Origin of the sequence: Oceanobacillus sp. FSL W7-1304 (assembly GCF_037969805.1) — a bacterium.
Lineage (GTDB): Bacteria > Bacillota > Bacilli > Bacillales > Amphibacillaceae > Oceanobacillus > Oceanobacillus profundus.
Window position 1 is genome coordinate 1,623,201 of record NZ_CP150211.1, and the last position, 26,701, is coordinate 1,649,901.

Annotated in this window: 27 protein-coding genes; 9 read left to right on the forward strand and 18 right to left on the reverse strand. The window is 37.9% G+C overall.

The annotated features are described in order from the left end of the window. Position 1: 1 nt before the first annotated feature. Positions 2-673, reverse strand: a complete 672-nt coding sequence (locus tag NYE61_RS08165) for a hypothetical protein (RefSeq protein ID WP_095313698.1) — start codon at positions 671-673, stop codon at positions 2-4. 265 nt (positions 674-938) lie between these two features. Between NYE61_RS08165 and NYE61_RS08170 the strand changes: the two genes are divergently transcribed. Then, complete coding sequence (locus tag NYE61_RS08170) at positions 939-2,657, forward strand: DNA-binding protein (protein WP_303447649.1); 1,719 nt, start codon at positions 939-941, stop codon at positions 2,655-2,657. 114 nt (positions 2,658-2,771) lie between these two features. Here the strand turns inward: NYE61_RS08170 and NYE61_RS08175 are convergent, their stop codons facing one another. The 3 genes from NYE61_RS08175 to NYE61_RS08185 all read right to left on the reverse strand — a co-directional run bounded on the left by NYE61_RS08175 (position 2,772) and on the right by NYE61_RS08185 (position 5,540). Further along, positions 2,772-4,649: an ABC-F family ATP-binding cassette domain-containing protein gene (locus NYE61_RS08175; RefSeq protein ID WP_095313701.1), complete on the reverse strand. Its 1,878-nt coding sequence runs from the start codon at positions 4,647-4,649 to the stop codon at positions 2,772-2,774. Between the two features lie 52 nt (positions 4,650-4,701). Further along, complete coding sequence (locus NYE61_RS08180; protein WP_339317283.1) at positions 4,702-4,857, reverse strand: hypothetical protein; 156 nt, start codon at positions 4,855-4,857, stop codon at positions 4,702-4,704. A gap of 185 nt (positions 4,858-5,042) precedes the next feature. After that, positions 5,043-5,540 carry a TlpA disulfide reductase family protein gene (locus NYE61_RS08185; protein WP_095313716.1) on the reverse strand — a complete coding sequence of 166 codons (498 nt, stop codon included), beginning with the start codon at positions 5,538-5,540 and terminating at the stop codon, positions 5,043-5,045. 141 nt (positions 5,541-5,681) lie between these two features. On the opposite strand from NYE61_RS08185, the gene NYE61_RS08190 reads away from it, so the two are divergent. Further along, positions 5,682-6,668 (forward strand): P1 family peptidase, encoded by a 987-nt coding sequence (locus NYE61_RS08190; RefSeq protein ID WP_095313705.1) that lies wholly within the window; start codon positions 5,682-5,684, stop codon positions 6,666-6,668. A 459-nt stretch (positions 6,669-7,127) separates the two neighbouring features. Here NYE61_RS08190 and NYE61_RS08195 read toward each other — a convergent pair whose 3' ends face one another. The 3 genes from NYE61_RS08195 to NYE61_RS08205 form a co-directional block, all read right to left on the reverse strand. Next, a complete protein-coding gene (locus NYE61_RS08195; protein ID WP_303447651.1) occupies positions 7,128-8,036 on the reverse strand; it encodes an RluA family pseudouridine synthase in 909 nt (302 codons plus the stop codon). A gap of 193 nt (positions 8,037-8,229) precedes the next feature. Next, positions 8,230-8,460, reverse strand: a complete 231-nt coding sequence (locus NYE61_RS08200; RefSeq protein ID WP_095313720.1) for an excisionase family DNA-binding protein — start codon at positions 8,458-8,460, stop codon at positions 8,230-8,232. Between the two features lie 4 nt (positions 8,461-8,464). Continuing rightward, entirely contained in the window at positions 8,465-8,743 is a 279-nt protein-coding gene (locus NYE61_RS08205; RefSeq protein WP_095313722.1) for a GNAT family N-acetyltransferase, read from the reverse strand. Positions 8,744-8,964: 221 nt separating this feature from the next. Between NYE61_RS08205 and NYE61_RS08210 the strand changes: the two genes are divergently transcribed. Further along, positions 8,965-10,662 carry a methyl-accepting chemotaxis protein gene (locus NYE61_RS08210; protein WP_095313725.1) on the forward strand — a complete coding sequence of 566 codons (1,698 nt, stop codon included), beginning with the start codon at positions 8,965-8,967 and terminating at the stop codon, positions 10,660-10,662. 215 nt (positions 10,663-10,877) lie between these two features. On the opposite strand, the gene NYE61_RS08215 is transcribed toward NYE61_RS08210, so the two are convergent. Further along, positions 10,878-11,906, reverse strand: coding sequence for a PTS sugar transporter subunit IIC (locus NYE61_RS08215; RefSeq protein ID WP_303447653.1), 1,029 nt, complete (start codon positions 11,904-11,906; stop codon positions 10,878-10,880). A gap of 358 nt (positions 11,907-12,264) precedes the next feature. On the opposite strand from NYE61_RS08215, the gene NYE61_RS08220 reads away from it, so the two are divergent. From NYE61_RS08220 to NYE61_RS08230, 3 genes are read left to right on the forward strand one after another with little or no spacing between them, the layout of a single operon-like run. Continuing rightward, on the forward strand, positions 12,265-13,014 hold the full coding sequence (locus NYE61_RS08220) for a DeoR/GlpR family DNA-binding transcription regulator (protein ID WP_205126999.1): 750 nt from the start codon (positions 12,265-12,267) through the stop codon (positions 13,012-13,014). After that, positions 13,011-13,922, forward strand: a complete 912-nt coding sequence (pfkB, locus tag NYE61_RS08225; protein WP_095313730.1) for a 1-phosphofructokinase — start codon at positions 13,011-13,013, stop codon at positions 13,920-13,922. Before NYE61_RS08220 ends, pfkB begins: the two co-directional genes overlap by 4 nt. 24 nt (positions 13,923-13,946) lie before the next feature. Next, positions 13,947-15,827 carry a fructose-specific PTS transporter subunit EIIC gene (locus tag NYE61_RS08230; RefSeq protein WP_303447654.1) on the forward strand — a complete coding sequence of 627 codons (1,881 nt, stop codon included), beginning with the start codon at positions 13,947-13,949 and terminating at the stop codon, positions 15,825-15,827. A gap of 53 nt (positions 15,828-15,880) precedes the next feature. On the opposite strand, the gene NYE61_RS08235 is transcribed toward NYE61_RS08230, so the two are convergent. From NYE61_RS08235 to NYE61_RS08245, 3 genes are all read right to left on the reverse strand, one after another. Further along, complete coding sequence (locus NYE61_RS08235) at positions 15,881-16,864, reverse strand: ketoacyl-ACP synthase III (RefSeq protein ID WP_303447865.1); 984 nt, start codon at positions 16,862-16,864, stop codon at positions 15,881-15,883. Between the two features lie 104 nt (positions 16,865-16,968). Further along, positions 16,969-17,313 carry a hypothetical protein gene (locus NYE61_RS08240; protein ID WP_303447655.1) on the reverse strand — a complete coding sequence of 115 codons (345 nt, stop codon included), beginning with the start codon at positions 17,311-17,313 and terminating at the stop codon, positions 16,969-16,971. Positions 17,314-17,501: 188 nt separating this feature from the next. After that, positions 17,502-18,920 (reverse strand): PLP-dependent aminotransferase family protein, encoded by a 1,419-nt coding sequence (locus NYE61_RS08245; RefSeq protein WP_303447656.1) that lies wholly within the window; start codon positions 18,918-18,920, stop codon positions 17,502-17,504. A gap of 125 nt (positions 18,921-19,045) precedes the next feature. On the opposite strand from NYE61_RS08245, the gene pdxS reads away from it, so the two are divergent. Both pdxS and pdxT read left to right on the forward strand, forming a co-directional pair. Continuing rightward, positions 19,046-19,927, forward strand: a complete 882-nt coding sequence (pdxS, locus tag NYE61_RS08250; protein ID WP_149472698.1) for a pyridoxal 5'-phosphate synthase lyase subunit PdxS — start codon at positions 19,046-19,048, stop codon at positions 19,925-19,927. Positions 19,928-19,951: 24 nt separating this feature from the next. Further along, complete coding sequence (pdxT, locus tag NYE61_RS08255) at positions 19,952-20,542, forward strand: pyridoxal 5'-phosphate synthase glutaminase subunit PdxT (protein ID WP_095313739.1); 591 nt, start codon at positions 19,952-19,954, stop codon at positions 20,540-20,542. 172 nt (positions 20,543-20,714) lie between these two features. Here pdxT and NYE61_RS08260 read toward each other — a convergent pair whose 3' ends face one another. From NYE61_RS08260 to NYE61_RS08285, 6 genes are all read right to left on the reverse strand, one after another. Beyond that, on the reverse strand, positions 20,715-21,203 hold the full coding sequence (locus NYE61_RS08260; protein ID WP_095313740.1) for a DinB family protein: 489 nt from the start codon (positions 21,201-21,203) through the stop codon (positions 20,715-20,717). A gap of 58 nt (positions 21,204-21,261) precedes the next feature. Continuing rightward, a complete protein-coding gene (locus tag NYE61_RS08265) occupies positions 21,262-21,696 on the reverse strand; it encodes a GNAT family N-acetyltransferase (protein ID WP_095313743.1) in 435 nt (144 codons plus the stop codon). Further along, positions 21,696-22,226, reverse strand: a complete 531-nt coding sequence (locus tag NYE61_RS08270) for a DUF4269 domain-containing protein (protein WP_095313744.1) — start codon at positions 22,224-22,226, stop codon at positions 21,696-21,698. Before NYE61_RS08270 ends, NYE61_RS08265 begins: the two co-directional genes overlap by 1 nt. An 843-nt stretch (positions 22,227-23,069) precedes the next feature. After that, positions 23,070-23,525 carry a hypothetical protein gene (locus NYE61_RS08275; protein WP_095313745.1) on the reverse strand — a complete coding sequence of 152 codons (456 nt, stop codon included), beginning with the start codon at positions 23,523-23,525 and terminating at the stop codon, positions 23,070-23,072. Positions 23,526-23,824: 299 nt separating this feature from the next. Next, entirely contained in the window at positions 23,825-25,042 is a 1,218-nt protein-coding gene (locus NYE61_RS08280) for an MFS transporter (protein WP_095313747.1), read from the reverse strand. Positions 25,043-25,059: 17 nt separating this feature from the next. Further along, complete coding sequence (locus NYE61_RS08285; protein ID WP_095313749.1) at positions 25,060-25,470, reverse strand: MarR family transcriptional regulator; 411 nt, start codon at positions 25,468-25,470, stop codon at positions 25,060-25,062. Positions 25,471-25,731: 261 nt separating this feature from the next. Between NYE61_RS08285 and NYE61_RS08290 the strand changes: the two genes are divergently transcribed. Beyond that, on the forward strand, positions 25,732-26,016 hold the full coding sequence (locus NYE61_RS08290) for a hypothetical protein (RefSeq protein ID WP_095313751.1): 285 nt from the start codon (positions 25,732-25,734) through the stop codon (positions 26,014-26,016). A gap of 142 nt (positions 26,017-26,158) precedes the next feature. Here the strand turns inward: NYE61_RS08290 and queF are convergent, their stop codons facing one another. Then, positions 26,159-26,647, reverse strand: coding sequence for a preQ(1) synthase (queF, locus tag NYE61_RS08295; RefSeq protein WP_095313753.1), 489 nt, complete (start codon positions 26,645-26,647; stop codon positions 26,159-26,161). Between the last annotated feature and the right edge of the window lie 54 nt (positions 26,648-26,701).

Here is a 26,701-nt window from a genome sequence, read left to right on the forward strand (position 1 = left end):
TTTAAATATTATCTTCAAATTGGTAAATAAGTTCAAAGCTCGTTTCATCCAATAACTCTGCAACATGGACGCGTAAACCATGTCCGAATATAACCTCATCCTCTGTCATCGCCACAATCATAGCTTTCGTATTACTACGAGTATCAACATATATATCTCCAACAGCAGGCTTTAATGTATCATCATTTTCAGCAAGGTAGCTAATCGATTCATCTTTTAGCTGTTGTTCTTCAGGTACAAGATTTTTATCATAATAAGCGATTTCTTGACTTGCATCCTGCCGACCTGGAACCATGACAACATATTCATTATGTTTCACACCATTATCACGTGTTGTATTCACATTTCCGTTCTCAACACTTTCCACTTTTTCGATTTCATTCAATGAATAATGATCTAAAAAGTCTGGTGCAGGTTTAACGATTAAAATATAGTCGCCTGGCTCTGGCTTCGCATATTGATCAATCGTGTAACGTTTGCCATAAAAGATAAATGTATCATTATGCTTCGGTCTATAATAGTCAATCTCACTTGCCTTCGTTAAAATTTGTTTCATATCCTTCAAACGATACAAGTGTACAGATTGTTTAAACATCGGCTTTACTGAATACACTTTATGGAGCTCGTTTTGATAAAACACAAACTGGCCTTTCCTCACTTGATAAAGCTTCATTCCGTTCCCTCCTAATTAAAGCATTATTTCCATTATAACTAGTTTCTATCATAAAGTGAATCTTCATTCCACCTTATTTCACATGATGTCATCTACGGACCTTATTTTAAACAGTACCCGATAATATAGCTCTGTGATTATTTTCCCATATGCAGTCCATTTTTAAACCTTTATTTTGTCAGTTTCACTTTTATTTTTATTTTATGAAACTAATCGTCTTCCCATTTCGTATTACCAATTAGAAACGAACATAGGAGATGTGAACATGACAGGAATATTAACAACTACGATTCTTACTTTTATTCTCTATATCATAATTGCTGTTTACTTTATTTTTAAAAATCAGCAACAGCGGAAAACGACAATCAAAGCTGCTGGATTTACGTTTATTAGTCTTTTCATTATTACAGCAATCATCGTCTATATTTTCATGCCTACCATCACTATTCCAAATATGTCAATTGCAAACTTAATTGTCGCTTTCATTGGAACACTTGGTTTATATGGATTGACGATGAGCAAACCACTTACAAAAGCAAGTCGTCCAATCGATGTGGTTTCATCTGGAATTATTGTATTAGCAGTCATCGCAGTTCCGACATTTTTTATCCTTGGCATTTCTGCTTTAGATAATAGCTATGAGTCCATTAAAAAAGAAGAAATGGAAGAAGCAAAGCCACTCGATAAAGATGCTACACCAATTGTTGTATCACCAGAATCTGCACGTAACAAGGTTCAAAAAGCAATGAGTGTTGTTCCAAATACCCAGTTTTATGATCTAGGTAAATTACAGGTACAAATGGTAAATGACGATATCGTATTCATTGCTCCAGTTGAATTTAGTGGTTTCTGGCGTTATTTCCGCGGTAAAGAAACAGAAGGATATTTTACCATATCTGCTACAGATATCAATGCCCAACCGAAATTTATTGAAAGTAAAATGAAGTATACGAATTCCAGCTACTTTCAACATAATATCCAACGAACGATTTATGGGGAATATCCAGCTTATATTCAAAGTGGCAGCGCACAAATCGAGGTAGATGAGGAAGGGAAACCATGGTATGTACAGACGTTGTATAAACCAATTGGCCTTACAAATAAACCAAACATGTCAAGGCTGCATGTCGCAGTTGTTGACCCGGTAACAAGTGATGTATCCCTTTATACAACAGAAGATGCACCTGTTTTTATCGATGGTTCGATTAGTTCTGAAATGGCTTCTGATCAAAATGAGTATTTCGGAAAATACGTGCATGGCTGGCTGAACTCTATTTTTGGAAAACGGGATGTAAAAATACCAAACGAATCTGGAACGGAAAGTAATGTAACACCTATTTTTGATGAACAAGGAAACATGCATTATTTTACAGATATGTCCTCTCCTAAAGAGAATATTGATTCTGCTTTAGGCTACACACTAATCAATGCTCGTACAGGTGAATTAGTGTATTACAATGGAGAAAAAAATAATGGAATCATGGATAGTAAAGGTGCAAGAGAAATCGTTGATAAAGAATTCCCAGAGAAAAACTGGAAAGGCTCCATGCCGATTTTGTATAATATTGACGGAAATCCAACCTGGGTAGTCAATGTACTAGATCCGAATGGATTATTTAAACAATATGCCTACATTAAGGCCGCTGATTCCGATTTTGTTGTTTTCGGTGATACTGCAAAACAGACACTAGGTGCCTATCGAATTGCACTTGCACAGGATCCTAGTAATGTGGAATCTACCGGTGAAGCAGCAGGACATGAAAGCGTCAGTGGTGAGATTGAACGTGTTGTTATTACAACCCAAACAACTGGACAACTGATTCAATTTTTATTAACAAATGACACAACCATTTACACATTGAGCTCAACTAAGGCTCCTTTAGCGGTCTTTTTACAACAAGGGGATCATGTTCAGCTAGAAGCAAATAAATTGGATAACGGTACTGCCATTGTCGAAGCTATTGAAATCGATGGCTTACAATAGAAAACAGGGTGCCCCGATTTTTTCGGGTACACCCTGTTTTGTTTACTTTTATAACGTCACTTGAAATTATCATGCATGAACAGATAGTAATACCCCACTGAATGACGTTGCACTTTATTGATTCTCCATTTCCTCAATTAATACGGAGAGTTCCTCCCAGCGTTCCATTTTCTTTTCCAGTGCTGCCTCAGTTTCTTGCTGGTCCTCATATAATTTCTGTATTTTTTCCGAGTCACTTCCGGCATCGATAATGGCCTGCTGCAATGCTTCAACCTTTTCCTCTAACTCCATTATTTGATCTTCAATTTTTTCCCATTCTCGCTGGTCATTGTAGGAAAGTTTTTTCTTTTGCTTCTTCGGCTTTTCAATTGCTTTTTCAGTCTTCTGCGCTGTGCTTATATCGAAATGACGTTGTTCTAAATACGCACTGTAATTCCCTTGGAAGCGTTCTGTCCTTCCATGTCCCTTAAAGACAAGCAAACGATCAGTAACACGATCTAAAAAGTAGCGATCATGGGATACGGTAATGACGACACCAGGAAAATGATCCAAATATTCTTCCAGAACACTAAGTGTCTGTGTATCTAAATCATTTGTCGGCTCATCCAAAAAGAGTACATTCGGCTCTGTCATAAGCACTTTCAATAAATAAAGCCTGCGTTTTTCCCCGCCAGATAATTTCCGAATATAGTTATATTGTTCTGAACGGGAAAATAAAAAGCGTTCCAGCATTTGCTCAGCAGTTATAACTTGACCGTCCTTTGTATGGATGACTTCTGCAACCTCTTTAATATAATCAATCATCCGCATACTTCCATCTAGTTCCTCATCACCCTGCGTATAGTAGCCGATTTTTACCGTCTCACCGATTTCAATTTCACCTTCATCCGGTTCGACTCGATCCGCCATTATATTAAGCAAAGTAGATTTTCCAGAGCCGTTGGCACCAATAATACCGAGGCGCTCCCCTGGAATTACGAGATAACTGAAATCACGCAAGAGCGTTTTACCATCATAGGTCTTCCCAATGGATTTCAGCTCAATTACCTTTTTACCTAATCGTGTAGAACCTACTTGAAACGCTAGATGGTCTTTTTTCGTATCAAATGTTTCCTTTTTCATTTCTTCTGCGCGTTCAATTCGTGCCTTTTGTTTTGTTGATCTTGCTTTTGCTCCACGTTTTAGCCATTCTAATTCACGACGTAATGTATTCTGGTGTTTCTGCTCATTACTAACTTCAAGCGCTTCTCGCTCTGCTTTCTTTTCCAGAAATATTTCATAATTTCCTTCGTATATATACAAATTTCCTTTATCTAACTCGTAGATTCGATTCGTTACCCGATTTAGGAAATAACGGTCATGTGTCACAAGGAGAAGAGATCCTTTATAGGACTGTAAGTATTTTTCGAGCCATTCTACCGTTTCATTATCCAAATGGTTGGTTGGCTCATCTAGTATCAGTAAGTCAGCTGGCTGAATAAGCGCCTTTGCGATAGCAACACGCTTTTGTTGTCCACCCGAAAGCTCGGTGACTTTTTTGCCAAAATCTGTTATCCCAAGCTTCGTTAATATTGTTTTAGCTGCAGTGTTCGCTTCCCATGCTTCCGCTTCATCCATCTTCTGCTGGAGTTTTAGCAACTCCTGTTGATAGGTGCTATTCTCAGCATCCTCCTGCAGCTTGAGTAATGCAGCTTCATATGCCCGCATCAACTTCATAATCGTCGACCCGCCGTAATAAATCTGGTCAATAACAGTTAGGTTAGGATCAAGAATTGGATCCTGTGCCAAATACTCAATTCGGTAATCTTTTGCATGTTTCAAATTTCCTTTTTCGGGTGATTCTATTCCAGCAATCACTTTCAAAAAGCTTGATTTCCCTGTTCCATTTACACCAATCAGTCCAATTCGCTCTTTGTCAGTAATTGTACAGCTGATGTCATTAAAAAGAACTTTATCACCATAAGATTTATGTAAATTTTCAATAATAAGCATTGTTTAACCTTCCTCACGCTTTTCAATTATAGTTCGCGTTTTCATGTTATCGTCATTTTCTTTTCCGTATCAACTGCTTTATCCAAGCTTTTACAATTATAACGATTAAAAATAAAAGCCATGATGTCACTAAATAAAAAATAAGTTTAGCTCCTTCATTCATTTCTGAAAAAAAGGTGGCCATTCCGATCCATATCGCTCCAATCATGACGAGCTGTCCAAGTAATAGTTTTATGATAATCTCCCCCGACTTTCTTTACTAGTCTATGTAATAGTTTAGCGTACTGGCGCTTAATTTTCCATTTATAAAAACAGACTGCTCTATTCCTTACCAAGCTCCTCATTATTTATGTTATAAAACAGGAAAGGAAATCGGGCTTAGTGCCGATTTCCTCAATTCATTTTTTCGTATTCAGTTATCATTTGTTCATAATTCAAAGGCCCATACACGCGTTGCCCAATAATTCCTTTTGTATCAATCATATAGGTTGTAGGGATTGGGCTTATTCTGTATAACCTGGATACTTGCCCTTCCTCATCCATTAATACCGGAAAGGTTAGACCATATGTTTCAATAAACTCATTTACCGTCTTTTTATTCATTTCCATGTTTGTTAAATTAACCGCAAGCACCACAGCATCTTTGTCTTGGTAGAATCGTTCCAAATCAGGCATCTCTTCTCGACATGGCGGACACCAAGACGCCCAGAAATTAAGTAATACGCGCTTTCCCTTAAAGTCAGATAGCTGAACAGTCTCACCATCACTTGTAATCAATTTAAAGTCAGGCGCCTTCTGACCAACTTCAGTACCAATATCCTCTGCTGCAACCAATCCTATAGTTGAAAAGAAAACTCCGATAAACAGTAGTGCTGAAACGATTCGTTTCATCCTGTTATCACCACCCATAAGTAATCATCTTAGTTTCCCTCGTTAGCCAATATCCATGCATGCTTATCGATAATTTTCACCCATTTGATATATAATACATGTAGTGTAATAAGAAACGTGTTCTACAGAAGGAGAGAATTTATGGTACTGCAAAAGGGAAAATACAATTGTATTACAGATGTAGGCGATGTGAAGGTCGGACATGTCACACTCTATGAGAAAATCGATGATCACGATACGATATGTACTGGGGTAACCGCTATTCTTCCTCATTCAGGCAATTTATTCAAGAAAAAAACACATGCTGCAAACGCAGTAATAAATGGTTTTGGAAAAACAACTGGTCTCGTACAGCTTGATGAGCTTGGATTATTAGAGTCACCCATCATGCTAACAAATACCCTTAGTGTTGGTTCTGTTATGCAAGGAACTTTACAATACATGCTTGAAGAGAATGAGGACATTGGTGTAAGTACAGGGACAATTAACCTTGTTGTCGGCGAATGTAATGATGGCTACTTGAATTCCATTCGGCTTCAAGCAGTAAAACCAGAACACGCGATTCAGGCAATTAAAAAGGCGAGCACAGAACCTGTCCAAGAAGGTGCTGTTGGCGCTGGAAAAGGTATGGCATGCTTTGAATATAAAGGCGGAATCGGCACCGCTTCTCGTATCATTTCAGCAGGCAAGGAAAATTATACCGTCGGATGTCTGGTATTAAGTAATTTTGGCAAACGGGAGCAAGCACTATTTGCCAATTGGAATAAAGCCAGTCTGGACACTCCTGATGGTTCGATTATGATTATAATTGCCACAGATGCACCACTTTATGATCGACAGTTAAAACGACTAGCCAGTCGTTCTGCAGTTGGACTAGGTCGAACAGGAAGTACCATAGACCACGGGAGCGGCGACATCGCCATTGCTTTTTCTACCGCAGCAACATTTGAACACAACTCAGATCATACTATTGGATCAATCTCCTTTATTCGAGATGACCATCCAGCAATGGGTCAGCTGTTCCAAGGCGTTATTGAAGCAACAGAAGAAGCAATTATGAATTCTCTAAAACACGCGGAAACTACTGTGGGAAGAAGAGGTAGAATGCTCAAAAAAGCGCCATTGTAGAAAGGGAGGAGAGCATTTTGCTCTACTCCCTTTCCCATTGCTTAGCGTACTATAAAATTTGAATACTTTGGGTAACTAGTTACCCAAAACAGCCACGTCCAGCTCCAGCGCTAAAGCTGTAGCGAGACTTCCCTCACCTCCGTACGATAAAGAAGACTTGCCGATTGGCTGCGCCAGAGGGTTAGTCGCACTTATACCCTTGTGGTGAAAGTCAACATCGACTCCAAGTAAAAGGATGGCCGACTAAAATCAGGCTAAAGCCTAACATCGGCATACCCCTTACAGGGGCATGTTTCCTTTTAGATGAACTTGACTTTTCGCCCATAACGGCGAAAGTCATAGTTCATCTTATACTTTGGAGTGAATCTCCTGCGTAAGAATGTTCGACAAGTCGAACCACCCCAAAGTACGGGGCGCAGTCCGTACGTCGCTTACCGGACGCTTCCACTTTTGTTCTTTTTACTTCGACTTCTTCAAAAATGATTTTGGCACATCTGCTTGGAACAGCAGTAATTGTCCAGTAGTTGGATGTTGAAATGATAATACTTTCGCATGGAGACCTAATCTTCCAATCACATTATGTTTAGACCCGTATTTTTTATCGCCAACAATCGGATGTCCAAGATCCTCCATATGGACACGTATTTGATTTTTACGGCCAGTTTCTAATTTTACTTCAAGCAATGAAAAATCCTCATTGGATTGCATTACTTTATAACGCGTTATTGCAAGCTGCCCATCATTTTTAATAGGACTAGAATAGACTCTATGCGCCTTACTTTCCTTAAGCCAGGATGAAATATAGCCGTCCTGCTTCGTTACTTCTCCTTCAACTAACGCAACATACGTACGTTCCTTAACCACCCGTTTCCAATTATTTTGTAAGGTTTGCTTTACTTCTTTATGCTTGGCAAACAGCATTACGCCGGATGTACCTTTGTCTAAACGGTGCACAACAAATATTCGATTATCTGGGTCTTCCTGTCTTACATATTCCATCAGCTGGTGGTAAGCTGTTTGCTTTTTTTCCTTTTCTGTTGCAATCGCAAGCAGTCCTGCTTCCTTATTGATAACAATAACGGCATCATCCTCATACAAGATAGACATGCCTATTAATACATTCTGCTTAATCGCAGCTTTATTTTTTAAAATCGTAACTTTTTGTCCAGGATGCAAGGCATAATTGTACTTCGTTTCAATATGATCATCAACCGTTACCTGACCACGGGCAAGTATTGATTTAACGGAATTGCGACTACGATTTGACATGACCTTTATTAAAAAAGGTAATAATTCACTTGCCTCTTCTACTTTAAATTGAAGTGACTTTGGTTGCTGTTTATTTTTTGAATGATATTTACTAGCCATATGATAAACTCCTCTATAGTTGAATAGCAGTTATATTAGAGAACTTAGCATTCTCAGAGCCTTTAGCGAATGCCTAAGTTGCACTTATGCAGAAAGAAATATGCAGACTGCCAAAAAAGTGTTAAGTATATGCTACACTTTCCTTCAATAAAGTCTAGCATATACTTAACACTAATTGAAATTTGCCATTTTTTTAATCTTCATCTTTCACATCTATATCTTCTGGTATTGGTTCATTTAGATATTCTTGAATCATTTTTTTGTACTTTTCTACTTGTTCAAAATGTGTTGTAAACTGTTCTTTATTAATTAAATACTGCTCCCCATCATGAATTGCACGTATACGTCCTTGCATAACCAGCGCTGTAACACTTGAGGGATTCATTGCTATATATTCCGCGGTTTCCTCGATTGTTAGGTACATGAAATTACGCGCCTAACACATCTCGAAATTCTGGAGTATTTTCGATTTTATTTTTCGCATAAGGACATAACGGTGTTATCTTTCTGTTTTTTTCACGGGCAAACAAAACGACCTGCTCTACTAATTTTCCAGCAATACCTTGACCACGTAATTCATCTGAAACATATGTATGATCAATTACAATTTTCGAATCTCCAATTTGCACAAACGTAATTTCTGCAAGTGGTTCTTTTATATTGTCTCCTACATAAAATTTATTTTCGCCTTTATTAATAGTAGTCATTTTTATCCTCCTCAAATTTACGTCTACCACCCTCTATTATACCTCACTTGTCAAACAATTGTGGTGGAAATAATATCAATTCTATTCAATCCCTTGATGGAGAAAGGAAAATAATCCTTTACATTCACTTTACAGTAACTTAACAATAGATTGTTATACTGAAATAGTAGCAGTCCGAAAGACCTGTTTATCTTTGCGAAAATTAAGGAGGCATCAATTTTGTGAAACGGTTTTACCATCTCTTACTTACTAAAACAAATTTACATGCTAGATTGAGTATATTGTTTTTATCTTTAATCTTTTTATCCGTCACTGCGGTTGGAGTTACTTCATACATACAAGCGAAGCAAATGACAATAACTACGATTGAAGATCGATTAGTTCGCGAAGCTCAATTAATTGGTTACATAGCAGAAAATCTCCACTTTCTCTACGTGAGTGATGAAGATTATTTTATGCAGCAATTGAATTCTAACATTCGTACGCAGCAGAGCCAATTAGAAACCGATGGGATGGAATCGGATTTCTTTTATATTGCTGATAATAGTGTAACACCTTTTCCAGTCAGTGCGGATTCACTGCCAAATATTCCTGATTCTTTGGTTCAAACCATTACAGAATCGCAGGATGGGCAGCTTCAGCGCGTAATTGATGGCGAAACGTACACAATAACTTTCCAACAAATGGACGAAATTAACGGCACCTATGTATTACTTGTGCCGACACAATCATTTATGGCACCTGTTAATAGTATGGGATTTGTATCTATTTTAATTACCGCTACAAGTATTATTCTTTCTACTATATTGATTATCCTTTTTGTTCGTACCTTAACCAAGCCGCTTTCTGTTCTGCGAGACACAATGCGGGAAGTTCGTAATGGAAACCTTCAGAATTCGGTAGCAATGAAAACTACAATACCAGAATTTGTATCATTACATAGAAGCTATGATTCCATGATTAACCAGATGACGACCATGTTTAATGAGTTAAAGAAAACTGCAGTTGAATTGTCGCGTACAGGAAAGACACTAGAGCATTCCTCTGATGACGCACTACAATACAGCCATGATTTAACCGAGTCTATTAATGTTGTAAAATTAGGTGCAGAACAAACTGCGAACAGCTCAGAAAGCAGTGTAGCAAGCTTTATTACGATGAAAAACAAAACAGAGGATATCATCACGAATATGGCTATTGTATTTAGCAATTCCAAACGTATGGGGAATACAGCAATTACTGGCGAAAAACATATATCACGATTAATCAATACAACACAAGCTTTCGAAAATGACTTTGAGCATTTAACCAAAACAATTCAGCAAGTAAATGAATACTCGATGTCCATTTCAAATTCAGTAGGATTAATTCAAGGAATTGCAGAACAAACAAAACTATTAGCACTTAATGCAACGATTGAAGCTGCTCGTGCTGGAGAATCTGGTAAAGGTTTTTCCGTTGTCGCCAATGAAGTTGGTAAACTTGCAGAGCAATCTTCCGCAACTGCTGCTAAAATCACTCAATCTATTAGCAATATGGGGAATATTACCTCCAATGCTACTGAAGAATTTGAACAAATGTTAAATAAGATAGGTTTAAATATTACGACAGCAAACGATGCAAAGTTATCATTGGATAATCTTATGAAGGAAATCGCAAAGGTTGGGACAAAACTTCAGGATATGAACGCAGAGCTAGAAAGCTTAAAAAATGAAATTCCTGCTTTAGAATATGCGGCAGATGAATTTGCTTCTGTTTCTCAAGAAACGTTAGCTAGCGCTGAAGAAATGCGCGTAAAAAGTGAACAGCAATACGAACAAATGCAACGTACACATGAGGTGGGGTTAACAATATCTGGATTGTCTAAATCTTTAGAGCGTGTGACAACACAGTTTGAAATAGAATCATCCAATCCATAATAAAACATAGTCGCAAGCGTCCGGCAAGCGAATTACGGTGGAGTGAAGTCTGACTACAGCTGTAGCGCTTCTTGGACGTGGCTGCTCCGGTATCTAAGTTATCAAATGCATGCAAACTTTATAGTTTCCTGCCAATTATAAAAAGCGTGATCGATTCGCACGTAGCGAAACTGATCACGCTTTTTTTTTTATACAATATGTGGCTTTCTTCTATCTTATTGTACTTCCATTCGCAAATCACCAGTTTTTGCCCAACCAATTACTTTCAATGCATGATAAACCGAAATAGAGATAATAATCGGTAGGAAGACACCTACTACAAGATACATTATTAATGTTCCTAGTCCTTGATTCGCTATAATATTTAGCGGAGCGATAAAGGAATTTAACCCGAGTCCAGCAAGCTGATATGGAACTTGGAAATCAAATAGAATAATAGCGATTGGTGCACAAATAATTGATGAAAGAAATGGGCCAATTACTAATCGTGGATTCTTCACGATATTGGGTACCTGTACCTTAGGTGTAAGGAATGACTGTGCAATATTTGCTCCAAGTTCATTTTGTCTAAACGACATTGCAGTAAAACCAGCAAATTGTGCCGTACAGCCGATTAATGCAGCAGCACTAGAAACAGGATCAAGCTGGAGTGCAATCGCGATAGCTGCTGAAGAAGCCGGCGACATAAGAAATACACTCCATATAAGGGCAATAACGATCGAACCAACCAATGGTGATCCTCCCACAGAAGTAGCAATCTTTTCACTTAACCATACAAGGACAGGAGTTGTGACCCATGCTAGGAATACACCTGACACGCCCCCAATCATGATTGCAGTAAATGGAATAGCGAGCATATCCAACTTCGTCTTTCCAGTTACTCTTCTACCAACCCATGTTGCGATAACTGCTGCCAAAACGGCACTTACAGGCTGTCCAGTTGTCAGGACCCATCCACCGTCAGCGGCAAGCTGCAGAGCATTCGCGCCAACCGTACTACTTGCCATTGCACTAAAGATAACTAATGTATTTCCACCTAACTGATATGCAATTCCAGCTCCGATAGCTGGGGCAAGCATTAGCTGAGCAGCTGTACCAATTGTTGTAAATCCTGCCCAACCAGTAATGGTTCCAAAAGCTTCAACCAACAAACCAATTCCGAGTGTTACCAACACGGCGTTTGCAAGCCCGATAGAAGCCTTGTACATTCGATCAATGATATATTTCTTCGTTGATTGTTTCATGATGTATATCCCCTTATATTTTATTCAATGTAAAATGATGGACAATTCCGACATTTCAGTGAATGCATTGTCTTCATTGCAGATAGAATGTCTTCACGAAGTGTCCAAACCCTACCAAACAAATTCTTTTTAACGAATGCCAGTCTATAAGTTAGTCAAATAAATTTGCTGCCTTTTATTTCCCAAATTATCTCTTTTCACTCGTAATAAATTGTTACTATCATATTACGATTTTTACTTAGAGTCAAAAGTAATTTTATTATGAACATTTAAACAATAAGTCGTTTTTGTGACAACGCTATCAACTTGATTGTTTTTGACTGTTTTTGATGTTATTATACTGATTAGGAGGGTGTATATGTTAACTGAGGAACGACATACATTCATATTAAATGAATTAAAACAGGCGAACATTGTTAAAACGCAAGATTTAATGAATGCACTTAACAGTTCAGAGTCTACAATAAGAAGAGATCTGCAACATTTGGAGGAAGCTGGAGAATTAACACGTATCCATGGAGGAGCAAAGCGTATCTATCAATTGGATAGCGAACAGTCAATTCAGGAAAAATCCATCAAAAACAATCAAGAAAAAATAGCCATTGCAAAATTAGCAGCTTCTTTTATTGAAGATAATGACGTGATTTATTTAGATGCCGGAACAACAACATTAGCAATGATTGAATTCATAAATAAGTGGAATATTACTGTAGTAACAAACGGAATCGTACATGCATCCTTACTTACAGATAAAGAAATCAACACCATTTTAATAGGTGGTAAAGTAAAGCCATCAACAAAAGCTATTGTTGGTACTCCAAGTCAAAATGAACTGCAAAAATACCAATTCAATAAATCCTTTCTAGGAATGAATGGAATCGATGCAACATTCGGCTGTACAACCCCCGACCCAGAAGAAGCGGCATTAAAAACAATTGCCCATCAGCATTCTGCGACAGCTTATGTCTTAGCAGATTATACAAAATGGGATAAAGTTCACTTCGTAAACGTATGCGGGATCGAAGAAGTTACGTTGATTACGGATTCCTGTCATGAGGACCTTAGACCCTATAAAGCGAAAACAACAATTTGGGAGGCGAATCAATGATTTACACAATTACCTTAAATCCATCCATTGACTATATCGTACAAGTGAAGAATATGGACCTTGGAAAATTGAATAAAATGACAAACGATCTAAAACTCCCTGGAGGCAAAGGTATTAATGTATCTCGAATTTTACAAGAACTTGATGTACATTCAACCGCACTTGGTTTCTTAGGGGGATTTACCGGAGATTTTATTTCCAATTGGTTACAAAAGGACAATATTTCTGCAGATTTCATCCAAATTCAAAATGATACGAGAATTAATATTAAGCTAAAATCAGAGCTTGAAACTGAAATTAATGGGCAAGGACCTGCCATCTCCACTGAAGAAGCCGATGCTCTCTTAAAACAAATCGGTAATATTTCCAGTGAAGATAGTGTTATTTTATCGGGAAGCAAGCCACCTTCTCTCCCAGATAATTACTACCATACATTAATTGATGTGATTACGAAATCCAATGCTGCATTTATTATCGATACTACTGGTGAAGACTTAAAGGCTGCATTGCCTTATAATCCTTTACTCGTTAAACCGAATCTCGAGGAATTGGAAGAGCTATTCGGAACTAAGATAAACACGAAAGAAACTATCCTGCAATATGGCAAGAAATTACTCGAGCTTGGAGCACAGCACGCAATCGTCTCCATGGCTGGTGATGGCGCATTTCTTTTCACAAAAGAAGTCATCTATAAAGGAACAAGTCCAAAAGGAGTTGTTAAGAACTCTGTAGGAGCAGGTGACTCCATGATTGCCGGATTTGTTGGTGAATATATCAAAACAAAGGATGCAGAGCGAGCATTTAAGATGGGGATAGCTTCTGGCAGCGCAACAGCCTTTTCTGATGATCTAGCGAAGCGAAACGATATTCTCGCTTTAGTTGATCAAGTAAAAATTTCCCCTGTGTAAAAATATTAATAAAGGATGATAACCTTGAAAACAACCGAATTATTAAGAAAAGATATTATGATTATGGACTTGCAGGCAACAACCAAGGAGGCCGTAATTGACGAAATGATTCGTAGCCTCCATAAAAATGGCGTTGTCCAGGATGCAGAGGAATTTAAAGAGGCTATATTAAACCGTGAAGCACAATCCTCTACAGGTCTTGGTGATGGCATTGCAATGCCACATGCTAAAACAAAAGCAGTAAATGAACCTGCAGTGCTTTTTGCCAAGAGTACAAAAGGTGTTGAATATGAGTCGCTAGATGGTCAGCCTGCATATTTATTTTTTATGATTGCTGTTCCAGAAGGTGCCAATGATACTCACCTGCAAACACTTGCATCACTTTCCAAATTATTAATTGACCCAGATTTTGTCGGGCAGCTCAAACAAGCAAACTCACCTGATGAAGTTCATCAGCTGTTCAATCAGTCTGAAGAAGATGATACTGAATCCCCAGCGGATACAATGGTTGATACCGATTCAACTAAACCATTTATTGTTGCTGTTACCGCCTGCCCGACTGGAATCGCTCATACGTATATGGCTGAAGATGCTTTAAAGAAAAAAGCAGCTGAAATGAATGTCGACATTCGTGTAGAAACAAATGGCTCGGATGGAGCGAAAAACCGTTTAACCGATGAAGAGATCGCACGTGCAGATGCCGTTATTGTAGCAGCAAGCAAGAAAGTAGAAATGGCTCGGTTCAATGGCAAGCGTGTATTGGAAAGACCGGTAGCAGACGGTATTAAGAAAACAGAAGAACTGATTACCAAAGCAGTGAATCATGATGCAGCTGTTTATCATGCACAAGAGTCTGCTGTCAGTTCTGATAACGAAGAAAAGCAAAAATCATCTGTACTAAACACTGTGTATAAAGATTTAATGAATGGGATATCACATATGCTGCCATTTGTTATTGGTGGTGGTATTCTATTAGCGATTTCCTTCCTATTTGAAAGTATTTTAGGCAGTGACAGTGAAATTTTTCTTTTCCTGAATGAAGTTGGTGGCAATGCATTCAACTTCTTAATCCCAATATTCGCTGGATTTATCGCAATGAGTATCGCAGATCGCCCTGGATTAATGCCAGGTATGGTTGGTGGATTAATTGCTGTTCAAAGTGAAGCTGGGTTTATTGGTGGCTTAGTTGCTGGTTTCTTAGCTGGATATATCGTTGTACTTTTAAAAAGAGGTTTACGCGGCTTACCACGAGCATTGGATGGTTTAAAGCCAATCTTGCTTTACCCTGTTTTAGGTCTATTTTTCACTGGCCTTCTTATGTATTTTGTGTTTGGCCCAATTTTTGCCGGTCTTAACCATGTGATGGTTGAATTTTTACAAAACCTTGGAACAGGAAATGCAGTTATTCTTGGAGCATTACTTGGTGGCATGATGGCTATCGATATGGGTGGCCCATTTAACAAAGCTGCGTATGCATTTTCGATTGGTATTTTCACGGACACTGGAGATGGCAGCCTGATGGCAGCAGTTATGGCTGGAGGAATGGTGCCACCACTTGCCATTGCGCTTGCTTCAACATTTTTTAAAAACAAGTTTAATGAAAATGAACGCAAATCAGGTGTCACGAACTATGTGATGGGAATTTCCTTTATTACGGAAGGTGCGATTCCATTCGCTGCTGCAGATCCATTACGCGTAATCGGATCCTCGGTTCTAGGAGCAGCAATCGCTGGTGGTTTAACGCAATTCTGGAATAGTGCTATCCCAGCACCACATGGAGGAATTTTCGTAATTCCTTTAGCAGAGAATCCTTTATTCTTCCTGCTTTCCCTTGCCATTGGTACTGTTGTATCAGCTGTATTGCTTGGCTTATGGAAAAAGCCAGCTGTTGGTCAAGGAAAATAAACTTTAATAAAAAGCCGGCATCCACTTATAAGGATGCCGGTTTTTTTTGCGATTTAATATTTAAATACCATCGTTACAATCTGGTATCCTGCACCAATGGTCCAGAATAATAAATAATCTCCGCGTTTAATTTTGCCGGATTTAACGCCTTCATGCAGAACAATAAATGGGCTACTAGTGCCTGTGTAACCAAATTGATCTCCTACGTAAACAATCTGATCATCATGAATATTGAATTTTTCTTGAATCTCTAGAATTGTTGCAAGTGAAAATTGCGAGAGGCAATATATTCCGATATCCGCTTTCGTTAGGTTATTTCTTTCAAAGATTGTTTCGAAGGATTCCTCAACATGTTTCATACTTTCACTTCCATCAAAAGGAATCCATTTAATATATTTGCCTTGAGCCACCCCTCGTAGTGTATTCGACAATCCCTGTTCAGGATAAACAATATTATTTCTGCTTTTCGAATCTACTGCATAAACTGAGTCGATGAAGCCTGTATCTTCTTCTGTCGTCTCTAAAATTACCGCAGCAGCAGCATCACCATAGTTAGAATATGTAATTTCATCTTCTGGATCACAGAGAAGTGAGTTATAATCTGAACCTACAATGAGGGCAGTTTTTACGTTTGGATTTGCTTTCATATAACGTGATGCCTGTTCAACCGCTGCTGTCATTCCTGCACAGTTTGCATTCGAGTCCAGTACAATCGTGTGCTCATCTCCTTCAATGGCATTGTGCAGAAATAATGCATTCGTTGGAAATGTATATTCTGGTGTTTGTGTAGAGAAGACAAGCATATCAATATCTTTTCCTGACATTCCCGCTTTTTCCAGTACCGTTTTACTTGCCTCAATCGCCATCGTAAGTGCATTCTCATCATTGTTTTTAATGATATAGCGATCTTTCCTTCCCATATGTTGGACAAATCGTCTGATATCTTTGCCTTGCTTTTGGAAATGATCGAGGTAAAATTCATTATTCACTAATGTTTGTGGATGATAAATTCCTACTTCCTTTATTCTGATATTCATAAGATGTAAAATCCCTTCTTCTATATCTGATTCATGATAATTGCTCAATCTAAAAGAACAAGATTTTTAACGAAACCTTGTTCTTCTTCTCGTTTCATTCAGTTTTAGTCTGACGTAACTTCTACGTTTGTTAACCCTGTGTTTCTAGCAAGTCTGTTAAATTGCATTTTTAAAACTACATTATCCTGCACCTTGAAAATTACCTTGTTAAATCCAGATTCTTTGTATAAACCGAAGCATGCTTCTAAATGGGGAACCATATCTGCCGAAACAACTTGCATCGACGTACAATCGAATTCAAGCGTGTATTCTGCTGGGTTAATCGAGTTTACAGCTTTATGATAATCATCTACAAAGCTTTGCGCATCTTCTGGTACAAATGTCCCACTAACCATACAATCTATTAATTTTTTTGCTTGGTTTAATCTTACATAATATTTTTCTTCCAATTTCAAAACTCCTAACCTTATAAGCTTAATCGAACATTTGACAGATGAGGAAAATTTTACTATCTGCCAAAGACGACAAGAATTAGTATAGCAAAATGAAGGTCTATTGTCACCTTTTAATAGACTTATAAAGTCCTAATTAACCATCCTTTTGTACCTATATAAAGGAGTTAGTGCAATGCTTGGTATTAACCTACATCTATAGAGTTTGAGAAAAAACCCCAGCTAACTAACAGCAACTCGATAGCTTTTGGCAACTCCTCTTCAGGTATTCCTGCAAAGCCAAGAATTATTTTTGGATCACCACGATAACGTTTTTCCATCGAATAAGAGGATAAGCCATACACTTTCAAATCTGCTTCTGTTGCTCGATGGATAAGCTCTTTTTCATCCATCCCATTTTTCACAGCAAGAACGATATGAAGTCCTGAATGTTCTCCAATTACTTGCAGCTTCTCTTGGTAAGGCTTTAACATCTCTAATGTCTTCTCTAATTTCCTGCGATAAATTTTTCGCATGCGATTTAAATGCTTTTCAAAATCTCCGTTTTTCATAAATTGTGTTAAGATATGCTGATCAATCCTTGAAACGGAACAATGATAAAATGATAGCTTGTTTTTGTATTTTTGCAGCAATAGCTTAGGGAGCACCATATAGCTAATACGAAGTGAGGGGATGAGCGATTTGGAAAAGCTCCCTAAATAGATTACTCTTCCCGCCTGGTCCATCCCCTGTAACGAAGGGATTGATTTCCCGCTGTAACGAAATTCACTATCATAGTCGTCCTCAATAATATAACGATCTACTGCAGCTGCTGCCCAATTTAAAAGCTTAACTCTGCGATTCACAGACAATACAGATCCATATGGAAAATGATGCGATGGCGTTACATAGACAACATTCATTTGTTTATTTTCGATTGTGCTCACGTCCACTCCTTCATCATCAACTTCAAGTGGATGTACTTCATTTGGATAGTTGCTTAATATTCGAGAAATCACATGATAACCAGGGTCTTCCACACCATAGACTGTCTGGTGCTTAAATAATAGGACAAGCTGTTGCAATAAAAATTCGCTCCCTGCACCGATATAAATCTCTTCTGGAGCACATTTTACACCTCGGGCATGATATAAATAGTGCGCAATTTCCCGGCGGAGCTCAAATTCCCCCTGGGAATCACCTAACAGAAGCAAGGAATGGTTTTGCATATCCATGGAGTTTTTTGCATACTTCCTCCACTTGGAAAATGGAAAATTTTCCGTATCCACCCAGCTTGGGTGAAAATTATAAATCACAGTTTCCTCTTCTTTTTCATCCTCTGCTGAAGCTTCTGCCTGATGCACATATTCTAAGTCGGCATACGCCAATACAAAATATCCCTTCCTCGGTATACCATCCACATACCCTTCAGCCACTAATTGCTCATAGGCGGTTTCAACTGTATTTTGACTAACCTTTAAAAACTCAGCAAGCTTCCGTTTTGAAGGCAGCTTGCTTCCATATTCCAGACGCCCATCTATAATTTCTGTTTTGATAAATATATATAATTGTTCATATAAAGGGACATCACTCGTTCGGTTTAAATGGCAGGACAGCATATCCATAATTTTTAGCACTCCTTTTTTCTGACCCTATCATTTTTATAAAAACTGACACTTTTAATACAGCCACATACTTTTTATAATAAACTAAATTCTGAAAAAAACAACACAGAAAGTGAGTGGTAAAAATGGAAAAATTATTAGGCACTGAAACGGTAAAACGAGGGATGGCGCAAATGCAAAAGGGCGGCGTCATTATGGATGTTGTTAATGCGGAACAAGCGAAAATTGCAGAGGCTTCAGGTGCGGTTGCTGTTATGGCATTAGAAAGAGTACCATCCGATATTCGTGCTGCTGGTGGAGTTGCTCGAATGGCTGATCCTCGCATCGTTGAAGAAGTAATGAATGCTGTATCCATTCCTGTCATGGCGAAAGCACGTATCGGGCATATTGTAGAAGCTCGTGTTTTAGAAGCAATGGGAGTAGATTATATTGATGAAAGTGAAGTATTAACGCCTGCGGATGAAGAATTCCACCTGCTGAAAAGCGCATATACAGTACCATTTGTCTGTGGCTGCCGTGATTTAGGGGAAGCTGCACGCAGAATTGGGGAAGGTGCTGCCATGCTTCGTACAAAAGGTGAACCTGGAACAGGGAATATCGTTGAAGCAGTTCGTCATATGCGTCAAGTAAATGCACAGGTCCGCAAAGTAACCTTAATGAACGATGATGAGCTTATGACGGAGGCAAAAATCCTTGGTGCCCCTTATGAAATATTAAAACAAATTAAGGAAGCAGGAAAGTTACCAGTTGTTAATTTTGCTGCCGGTGGGGTTGCTACACCAGCTGATGCTGCTTTAATGATGGAATTAGGTGCAGATGGCGTATTCGTAGGATCCGGGGTCTTCAAATCAGAAAACCCAGAGAAGTTCGCAAATGCCATTGTACAAGCAACGACCTATTACAATGATTATGACCTAATTGGTAAGCTTTCCCAAGAGCTTGGAAGTGCAATGAAAGGAATCGATATTGCTACACTTGCTGCTGAAGAGAGAATGCAAGAAAGGTAAGCTTCTTAAGAAAGGATGAAAGTCATGAAAATCGGCGTCTTAGGATTACAGGGTGCGGTTGAAGAGCATATCAAGCAAATTACCGCTTTAGGATTAGAAGGAATAACAATTAAGCAACCCGAACAACTTCAGGAAATTGATGGTTTAATCTTACCAGGCGGAGAAAGCACAACAATAAGCAGACTTATTCATCGTTATGGATTCACTGATCCAATAAAGAAATTTGCAAAGAGCAAAAAACCGATTTTCGGTACTTGTGCTGGAATGGTACTGCTCGCCAAAGAGCTTTCAGGTTCAGAGGATTCACATCTTGGATTAATGGATATTTGCGTAAAACGGAATGCTTTCGGCAGGCAGCGCGACAGCTTTGAAGCGAAGCTCGATGTTAAAGGTATTGCTGACCCATTTACAGCAGTCTTTATTCGAGCTCCTTATGTGGAGAGCGCAGTAACTCATGTGGAAATTTTAGCTACATATAACGAGCATATTGTTGCTGCAAGACAAGAGCACTTACTTGTCAGCTCCTTCCATCCCGAACTAACTGGGGATACACGTTTCCTGGAGCTATTTGTTAGTATGGTTACAGAATACAAAAAGGAATTAATCATCTCTTAATAAAGAAGCAAGTTAGGTTTGTAAAAAAGCAACCTAACTTGCTTTGTCAATTTAGCTTTTGAGAATATACAGTGACCAATTATCATTACTAATCCATGGAATGAAAGATTGCTTTCGTTCGCAAATTCTCGGGTTTGAGAGATATGCAGAAAGCTAAGTTTTGAAAACTACTTTAACGTTTGCGAAGAAACGATTCGATCTGTCGTTTATGATGCTGATCATGCCAGATAAAACCACACACATAGTTATATAACGTATGGGGGTAACCCGAGTACGGATCAATTTCTTCCCGATTTAATACAAATTTCGCAAAGAATACTTCATCGGTCTTTTCCTTCAAACTAGAAACCAATGCTATCCTGTTTTCGATTAGCTCTTCAATGAGTGTATTGAAAGAAACACCAGATAATGCATATTCGGAAGCCTGATCATTCAATACTTGAAATTCAACGCTTTCAATCCTTGCATTGGGTTTCATTTTTGGAATCGTTTCCTCAGCAATGTATTTGTCCCAGAATGCTAGATGTGCAATAATTTCAGCAACAGACCACTTCCCTTCTGTTGTAGGATGAAATAGTACATCAGAATCGTATGCTAGCAACGTTTTTACCCATGGTATAAACCGTTCTAGTGTGTCAATTAATTCTTCTTTTGTTTTCAAAAGAATACTTTCCTTTCTACTTTCTTTGATTTTAGTAAGCGCATATCCCTTAAAACACTTATTCTAAATCCATTTTAAACACATAGCTCACCTTATTATAATTCATCTTACTTTCATAAAAACGATGTGCACCCTCTCTTTGGAGACCTGATGACAGCGCAACACATTCATATTTATTTGATTTAGCCCATTCATGCACATAAGAAAGCAACGTTTCACCATACCCTTTGGAACGCCTCGTCTGACTTGTAACTAAATCACAAACCCAAACAAATCGACCATAATAGAGTGTTATCATCGGCTTGAATCCAACAACCGCTACAATCTCGTCTTGATCATACAAAGCGATAATTTTATAGCTATCCTTTTCTCGTGCTTCCTTGACCAAATCAAGATAAGATTGTTCACTGAGGTGTGTACGAAGCTCCCGCATAACTGGATATGCTTCTAATATGTCTTCCTGTGTTTGCAGTTCTTTTATCACAACGCTCATTAGATTATCCCCTTTTCTCTTCCCATTTCAATCAGACGTTCATAAGGGTCACCTTTAATCCCTAGAACTTCGCAAAAGGCTGGTTCTGTTTTAATCCCTTGTTGTTTAAGGTGAATCACCTTTTCCCGGAGCTTCGATACTTCTTTCAATAGATGATGTTCGACGATCATATGTAGGTAGGCGTACTGTTCATAAACGGCTTTTGATTGACCGAATAATTCAAATTCAAACCCGCCATAATGAAAGTTAGTCTTGATTACTGGAGTATCTCGTATCCGTATTTGCTTTATTGTAAATCCTTCATGCTCCCCATACAATCTTATGATACGTGTTTTAAAATCACTAAAATCATTCACTTCCAAAATAATATCCAAATCAGAATCTTTCACATCTATTCCAATTGGAATCGTTCCACAAAGTATTGGTGTATAATCAATTAGATCTTGCATCATGTTCAATTGTTTTATAGCCTTATACGCTTGCTGTTGCCTCGGGTTTCCCTGTTTTAAATAGCAAATTGTATGAAACATTGCTAAGCCCTAGCCCCCCTGCAGAAAAACTGAATTATTTGTAAAATATCTTCGTAGATAGAATACTACAACTCTACTGGAAAACAAAAAATAAAGTAGGGAAACCACTCCCATGGCTTCCCCTTTATCAAACCGAACGTGCCCTATTAATATTAAGGCATCTGGCTTATCAGTATGTTACAGTGATTATCAATAAGATACCTTCCAGGCATTTTGCATCTTTTGGAGTCAGTGAGGAGTATAGTATTACTCGCCATTCCTTGATGGACCTTCAAATAATTTTCCCAAATTAAATTGGTTGTTATCATTACATCTTATCTGCGACTCAGAGTCATAGATCTTTTCCATTCTGTGATTTAATGTTTAGTCATTAAATTACTTCCGTACTACGCGAAGGTTAACCCCCAACTAAATCAAAGATTTAGAAAGGGATTCCACCTTCGATTGATGTTCAATTTTTTGATTTTATAGACTTGCTGTAATATAATATTTATTCATAGGAACTTTGAATTTATTAATATCAAATAGAACGCTATTTACCGATAGTATCTATGAAAGGCAAAGGGGTTGACCCAGATGAGTAAGCGCAAGAAAAATTATTTGCAAGCAATTCCAGTTCTACTTTTTTTAATCATTATAGTATTTATTTTTGATTTACCCAAAACTAGTAGCTTTATAACGCTAGGTGTACTTGTTGTCTTTAACATTTTTGTATATGAGTTATTTATATTTAATAATAAAAAGAGCTAGTAAACTTTTATCTGAATAATAAAGACCGTTGGGATTTTCTCAACGGTCTTTTGAGTATATTTTCTATTAAATTAACTTGTTCTAGGGTTATCCTCAGTTGGGAACTACACTTATATCTGATGCCTCATACCAATAATCTTGTCCCCTATTACCTCTTTCATATTCAATACTTATTAAAAAGTTATCTGCCGTAGAACTATTTAATACAGTTTGAATACCTCTTGAGCCTAGGTCATTGCTAATTATAAAACTAGATAGCAACCCTGAAGCTCCACTTGCTCCTATGCTAATTCCAAAATTGGAAAGTGGATATGTCACTATTCCAGCAGCAATGCCAAAGCGTACATTGTCTAATGCATCTTCAGAGGATTCTGCATATTCTATTTCGTGAAGGAAATTAACTAGCTCACTTCTCGTTATGCTTTCACTAGTTTCAAAGCTTAGACCAATTTCTTGAGCTTCGTAAGGTGTCACTCCAATTACCCGACTAACTGCTGCTGAGACATTAAAAGCGAACGCAGAGACTAAAAACGATGCTACTACTCCCATAATAAGTATTTTTTTAAAGATATTAACAACCTCCAAATTTTATAGTAAGTCGCGACTTAACGGAAGGATAACACACTAAAGGGAAATTTCAAAATAATAAATCAAGTAAAAATTTTGCTTATTTTAAATGGTGCTAAAACATGAAAATTCAGATAACGTTGTGTATTTAAGTTTCGTTAGAAAAGACCCTGTACTCTATATAAAAATGTTATCAACTCCACGTTTTAAAAGAGGTTGATAGAATACTACAACTCTACTGTAAAAATAAAGAAAAAAGCGAAGAGTTTCCTCCCCGCCCGTTAAGATATTTTCATTTCCGTACTGTCCATATTGATTCGTCTTTGCTCTGCTGCTTTTTTTCCATGAACGATATAGTAAATTCCTACACTTAATAGAACAATAACCGCCATTGCAATATATAATCCTCTAAATCCGATAAGAGGTAAAACAAACCCTAACAAGAAAGGTCCGACACCGATACCGAAATCAAAGAACACAAAGAATGTAGATGTTGCAAGTCCAATTCGTTGCCTTGGAGCCTGATTGACAGCAATCGTTTGAGCACTTGATTGGAAAGTTCCGAAACCGACTCCGATTACCGCTCCAGCTAAAAGTAAACTGATTCCAACACTTGCTTGACTTAAAATAACTAATCCCACAGCAAATAGTAAAAGCGATGGATATACTACGCTGTTCTCGCCTTTTGCATCAAATAATCGGCCAGTAAAAGGTCTAGAAGCTACCAGAAAAATTGCATACATGATAAAGAAAAAGCTAGCCGCATCTACCAAGTTGATTTCCGCTGCATATGCAGAGAAAAAGGATAAAATACTAGAATAAACAAAACCTACAGTAGCTACAAGAATCGCGATTGGAATAGTTGTTTTTTCAAAGAAATCATTAATATGAAATCCTTTTCGCGTTGGGGTCGGTTCATTCACAATATCTACCTTTGGTACACGTAAGAAAACTGTTGCAATCAATGCAACAGCTGCGAAGACAGTAGTAGCGATAAAAATCATCGGATTGTTAAAGTGTTGACTAATATACAATCCTAGGAATGGACCGATTGCCATGGCTAAATTTGTACTTGTTGCAAAGTACCCCATTCCTTCACCACGCCTTACAATTGGGATAATATCTGCCGCAATTGTACTCGTAGCTGTCGTACTAATTCCAAAAGCAAAACCATGAATAAAACGAATGACTAATAATGCAGCCAAATTATTGACTGGGAAATAAAATAGCATAAAGACCAAAAATAAAGCGAGCCCAAAGAGCAGCAATTTCTTTTTGCCTACCTTATCTATAATTCTTCCGGCAATTGGACGGACAAGCACTGCTCCAAGCACAAAAATACTCGATGCAAGCCCTGCCTGACTTTGGGAGGCATCGAATTGATCTACAGCATAAATAGCTAACGTTACAATTAACATATAAAACGAAATAAATAACAAAAAATTGGATGTCGCGACCATAATAAAGTCCTTCGTCCATAATTTAGGTTTTTGACTCATACTGATACTTACTCTCCTTACTTAAGTTTATCTCTTAGTTGCTGAATTGTTCGAAACGAAGCTTCCATTTCTGTTTCAGGAATTTCTGCTAGTAATGATTGTTCAAATTTATTGACAACATCATAAGCTTTTTCATACATTTCCAAGCCTTTTTTTGTCAATTGCATCTTCCGCTCTCGCTTATCCTCACTTGGAAGACGTTCAATTAATTGTTGTTCCTCCAGCCGTTTGACAGTACGAGATATCGTCGGCTTCTCAACATCCAAATAATTCGTTATCTCTACAAGAGTAGCCGATCCGCACTGCTTTAAATAATAAACAATGCTCCATTGGGAATAATATAAACCTACTTCAACTAGATGCTCATTCAATTTTTTCCTAAACGTTCTTGTAAATTGCATGTTTAATTGAAAAAATCGCTGGGACAATTCAAACCCCTCCTAAAAAGTTACCTAAGTAACTATATACCATTTTAACATAAAAGTCTAGGGCAGATGGGGATGTTCATTATTTTTTAATTGGATAATCGAAATACAGATAATGATTGCTCTTCTCATTTAAATTATTTATCCCTAACGTCCACCTTTTTAACTGTCTTCCATACATAATACAAACTTTCTTTGGAAATATAACAACAATGGTTTAACCAAGTTTATGGTACTTTTAAACAAAAGAATGGAGGCTTTTTTATGGTTCAACATAACCCACACGACCAGATTCAACAAGCTACTCAACTTGTCCACCAGTCCATGGAATCGATCCAATCAGCAAAAGATCATGCAAGCGTAGACCATCAGCAATACGAACAAGCTACTGAGCAGCTGCAGCGGGCTGAAGATGTATTGCAGCAAGCACAGAACCAATACGGAGAGCAAGCCCTGCAGAACCCTCAATTTCAACAAACACAGGAATTGCTGCATAATTTAAGGCAGCAGCTTCAAAAGGTAGATCGTCAAGAAAATAGAAACTTTTAATGAAAACCCTTATCCTAAGATTAAGTTAAATAAACGCAAACAAATAAGGGATTCGTCATCACTCTTCGATTTGACGAATCCCCCATACTATCTTAACAAAGCATTGAATATATTTAATGACAATCCTAGATCCTACCTAATTTTAACGATTATCAACCTTTTCAGGATACATATCATGGTTCATCATCCGGTGCTCTGCCATTTGTTCATATTTCGTTCCAGGTTTACCATAGTTGCAATACGGGTCAATGGAAATACCACCACGCGGCGTGAACTTCCCCCATACTTCAATATATCGCGGATCCATTAGCTTAATTAAATCGTTCATTATAACATTTACACTATCCTCATGAAATCCGCCATGGTTGCGATAGCTGAATAAATACAGTTTGAGCGATTTACTCTCTACCATTTTTACATCAGGTATGTAACTAATATAAATCGTTGCAAAATCAGGTTGCCCTGTCATCGGACATAACGTCGTAAACTCTGGAAAATTTAATTTTACAAAATAATCCCGATCTTGATGGTTATTTTCAAATGCCTCCAGCACTTCTGGATTATATTCATATACATAGGATGTTCCTTGGTTTCCTAGTAAAGTCAATCCTGACAAATCTTGTTCCTTCATGTAATTCCCTCCACTTATTTGTTTTCAGATAAAAATCTACCTTGCAGACCTACC

Bases quoted from the DNA above. Each gene is read 5' to 3' on its own strand.
- NYE61_RS08235 (WP_303447865.1), bottom strand. From the start codon at position 16,864: ATGAATATCAGAATAAAGGAAGTAGGAATTTATCATCCACAAACATTA.
- NYE61_RS08275 (WP_095313745.1), bottom strand. From the start codon at position 23,525: ATGGGAGTAGTAGCATCGTTTTTAGTCTCTGCGTTCGCTTTTAATGTC.
- pdxS (WP_149472698.1), top strand. From the start codon at position 19,046: ATGGAAAAATTATTAGGCACTGAAACGGTAAAACGAGGGATGGCGCAA.
- NYE61_RS08265 (WP_095313743.1), bottom strand. From the start codon at position 21,696: ATGAGCGTTGTGATAAAAGAACTGCAAACACAGGAAGACATATTAGAA.
- NYE61_RS08175 (WP_095313701.1), bottom strand. From the start codon at position 4,649: ATGCTTATTATTGAAAATTTACATAAATCTTATGGTGATAAAGTTCTT.
- NYE61_RS08270 (WP_095313744.1), bottom strand. From the start codon at position 22,226: ATGTTTCATACAATTTGCTATTTAAAACAGGGAAACCCGAGGCAACAG.
- NYE61_RS08195 (WP_303447651.1), bottom strand. From the start codon at position 8,036: ATGGCTAGTAAATATCATTCAAAAAATAAACAGCAACCAAAGTCACTT.
- pfkB (WP_095313730.1), top strand. From the start codon at position 13,011: ATGATTTACACAATTACCTTAAATCCATCCATTGACTATATCGTACAA.
- NYE61_RS08165 (WP_095313698.1), bottom strand. From the start codon at position 673: ATGAAGCTTTATCAAGTGAGGAAAGGCCAGTTTGTGTTTTATCAAAAC.
- NYE61_RS08170 (WP_303447649.1), top strand. From the start codon at position 939: ATGACAGGAATATTAACAACTACGATTCTTACTTTTATTCTCTATATC.
- NYE61_RS08200 (WP_095313720.1), bottom strand. From the start codon at position 8,460: ATGTACCTAACAATCGAGGAAACCGCGGAATATATAGCAATGAATCCC.
- NYE61_RS08180 (WP_339317283.1), bottom strand. From the start codon at position 4,857: ATGATTGGAGCGATATGGATCGGAATGGCCACCTTTTTTTCAGAAATG.
- NYE61_RS08245 (WP_303447656.1), bottom strand. From the start codon at position 18,920: ATGGATATGCTGTCCTGCCATTTAAACCGAACGAGTGATGTCCCTTTA.
- NYE61_RS08190 (WP_095313705.1), top strand. From the start codon at position 5,682: ATGGTACTGCAAAAGGGAAAATACAATTGTATTACAGATGTAGGCGAT.
- queF (WP_095313753.1), bottom strand. From the start codon at position 26,647: ATGAAGGAACAAGATTTGTCAGGATTGACTTTACTAGGAAACCAAGGA.
- NYE61_RS08220 (WP_205126999.1), top strand. From the start codon at position 12,265: ATGTTAACTGAGGAACGACATACATTCATATTAAATGAATTAAAACAG.
- NYE61_RS08280 (WP_095313747.1), bottom strand. From the start codon at position 25,042: ATGAGTCAAAAACCTAAATTATGGACGAAGGACTTTATTATGGTCGCG.
- NYE61_RS08205 (WP_095313722.1), bottom strand. From the start codon at position 8,743: ATGACTACTATTAATAAAGGCGAAAATAAATTTTATGTAGGAGACAAT.
- NYE61_RS08215 (WP_303447653.1), bottom strand. From the start codon at position 11,906: ATGAAACAATCAACGAAGAAATATATCATTGATCGAATGTACAAGGCT.
- NYE61_RS08290 (WP_095313751.1), top strand. From the start codon at position 25,732: ATGGTTCAACATAACCCACACGACCAGATTCAACAAGCTACTCAACTT.
- NYE61_RS08185 (WP_095313716.1), bottom strand. From the start codon at position 5,540: ATGAAACGAATCGTTTCAGCACTACTGTTTATCGGAGTTTTCTTTTCA.
- pdxT (WP_095313739.1), top strand. From the start codon at position 19,952: ATGAAAATCGGCGTCTTAGGATTACAGGGTGCGGTTGAAGAGCATATC.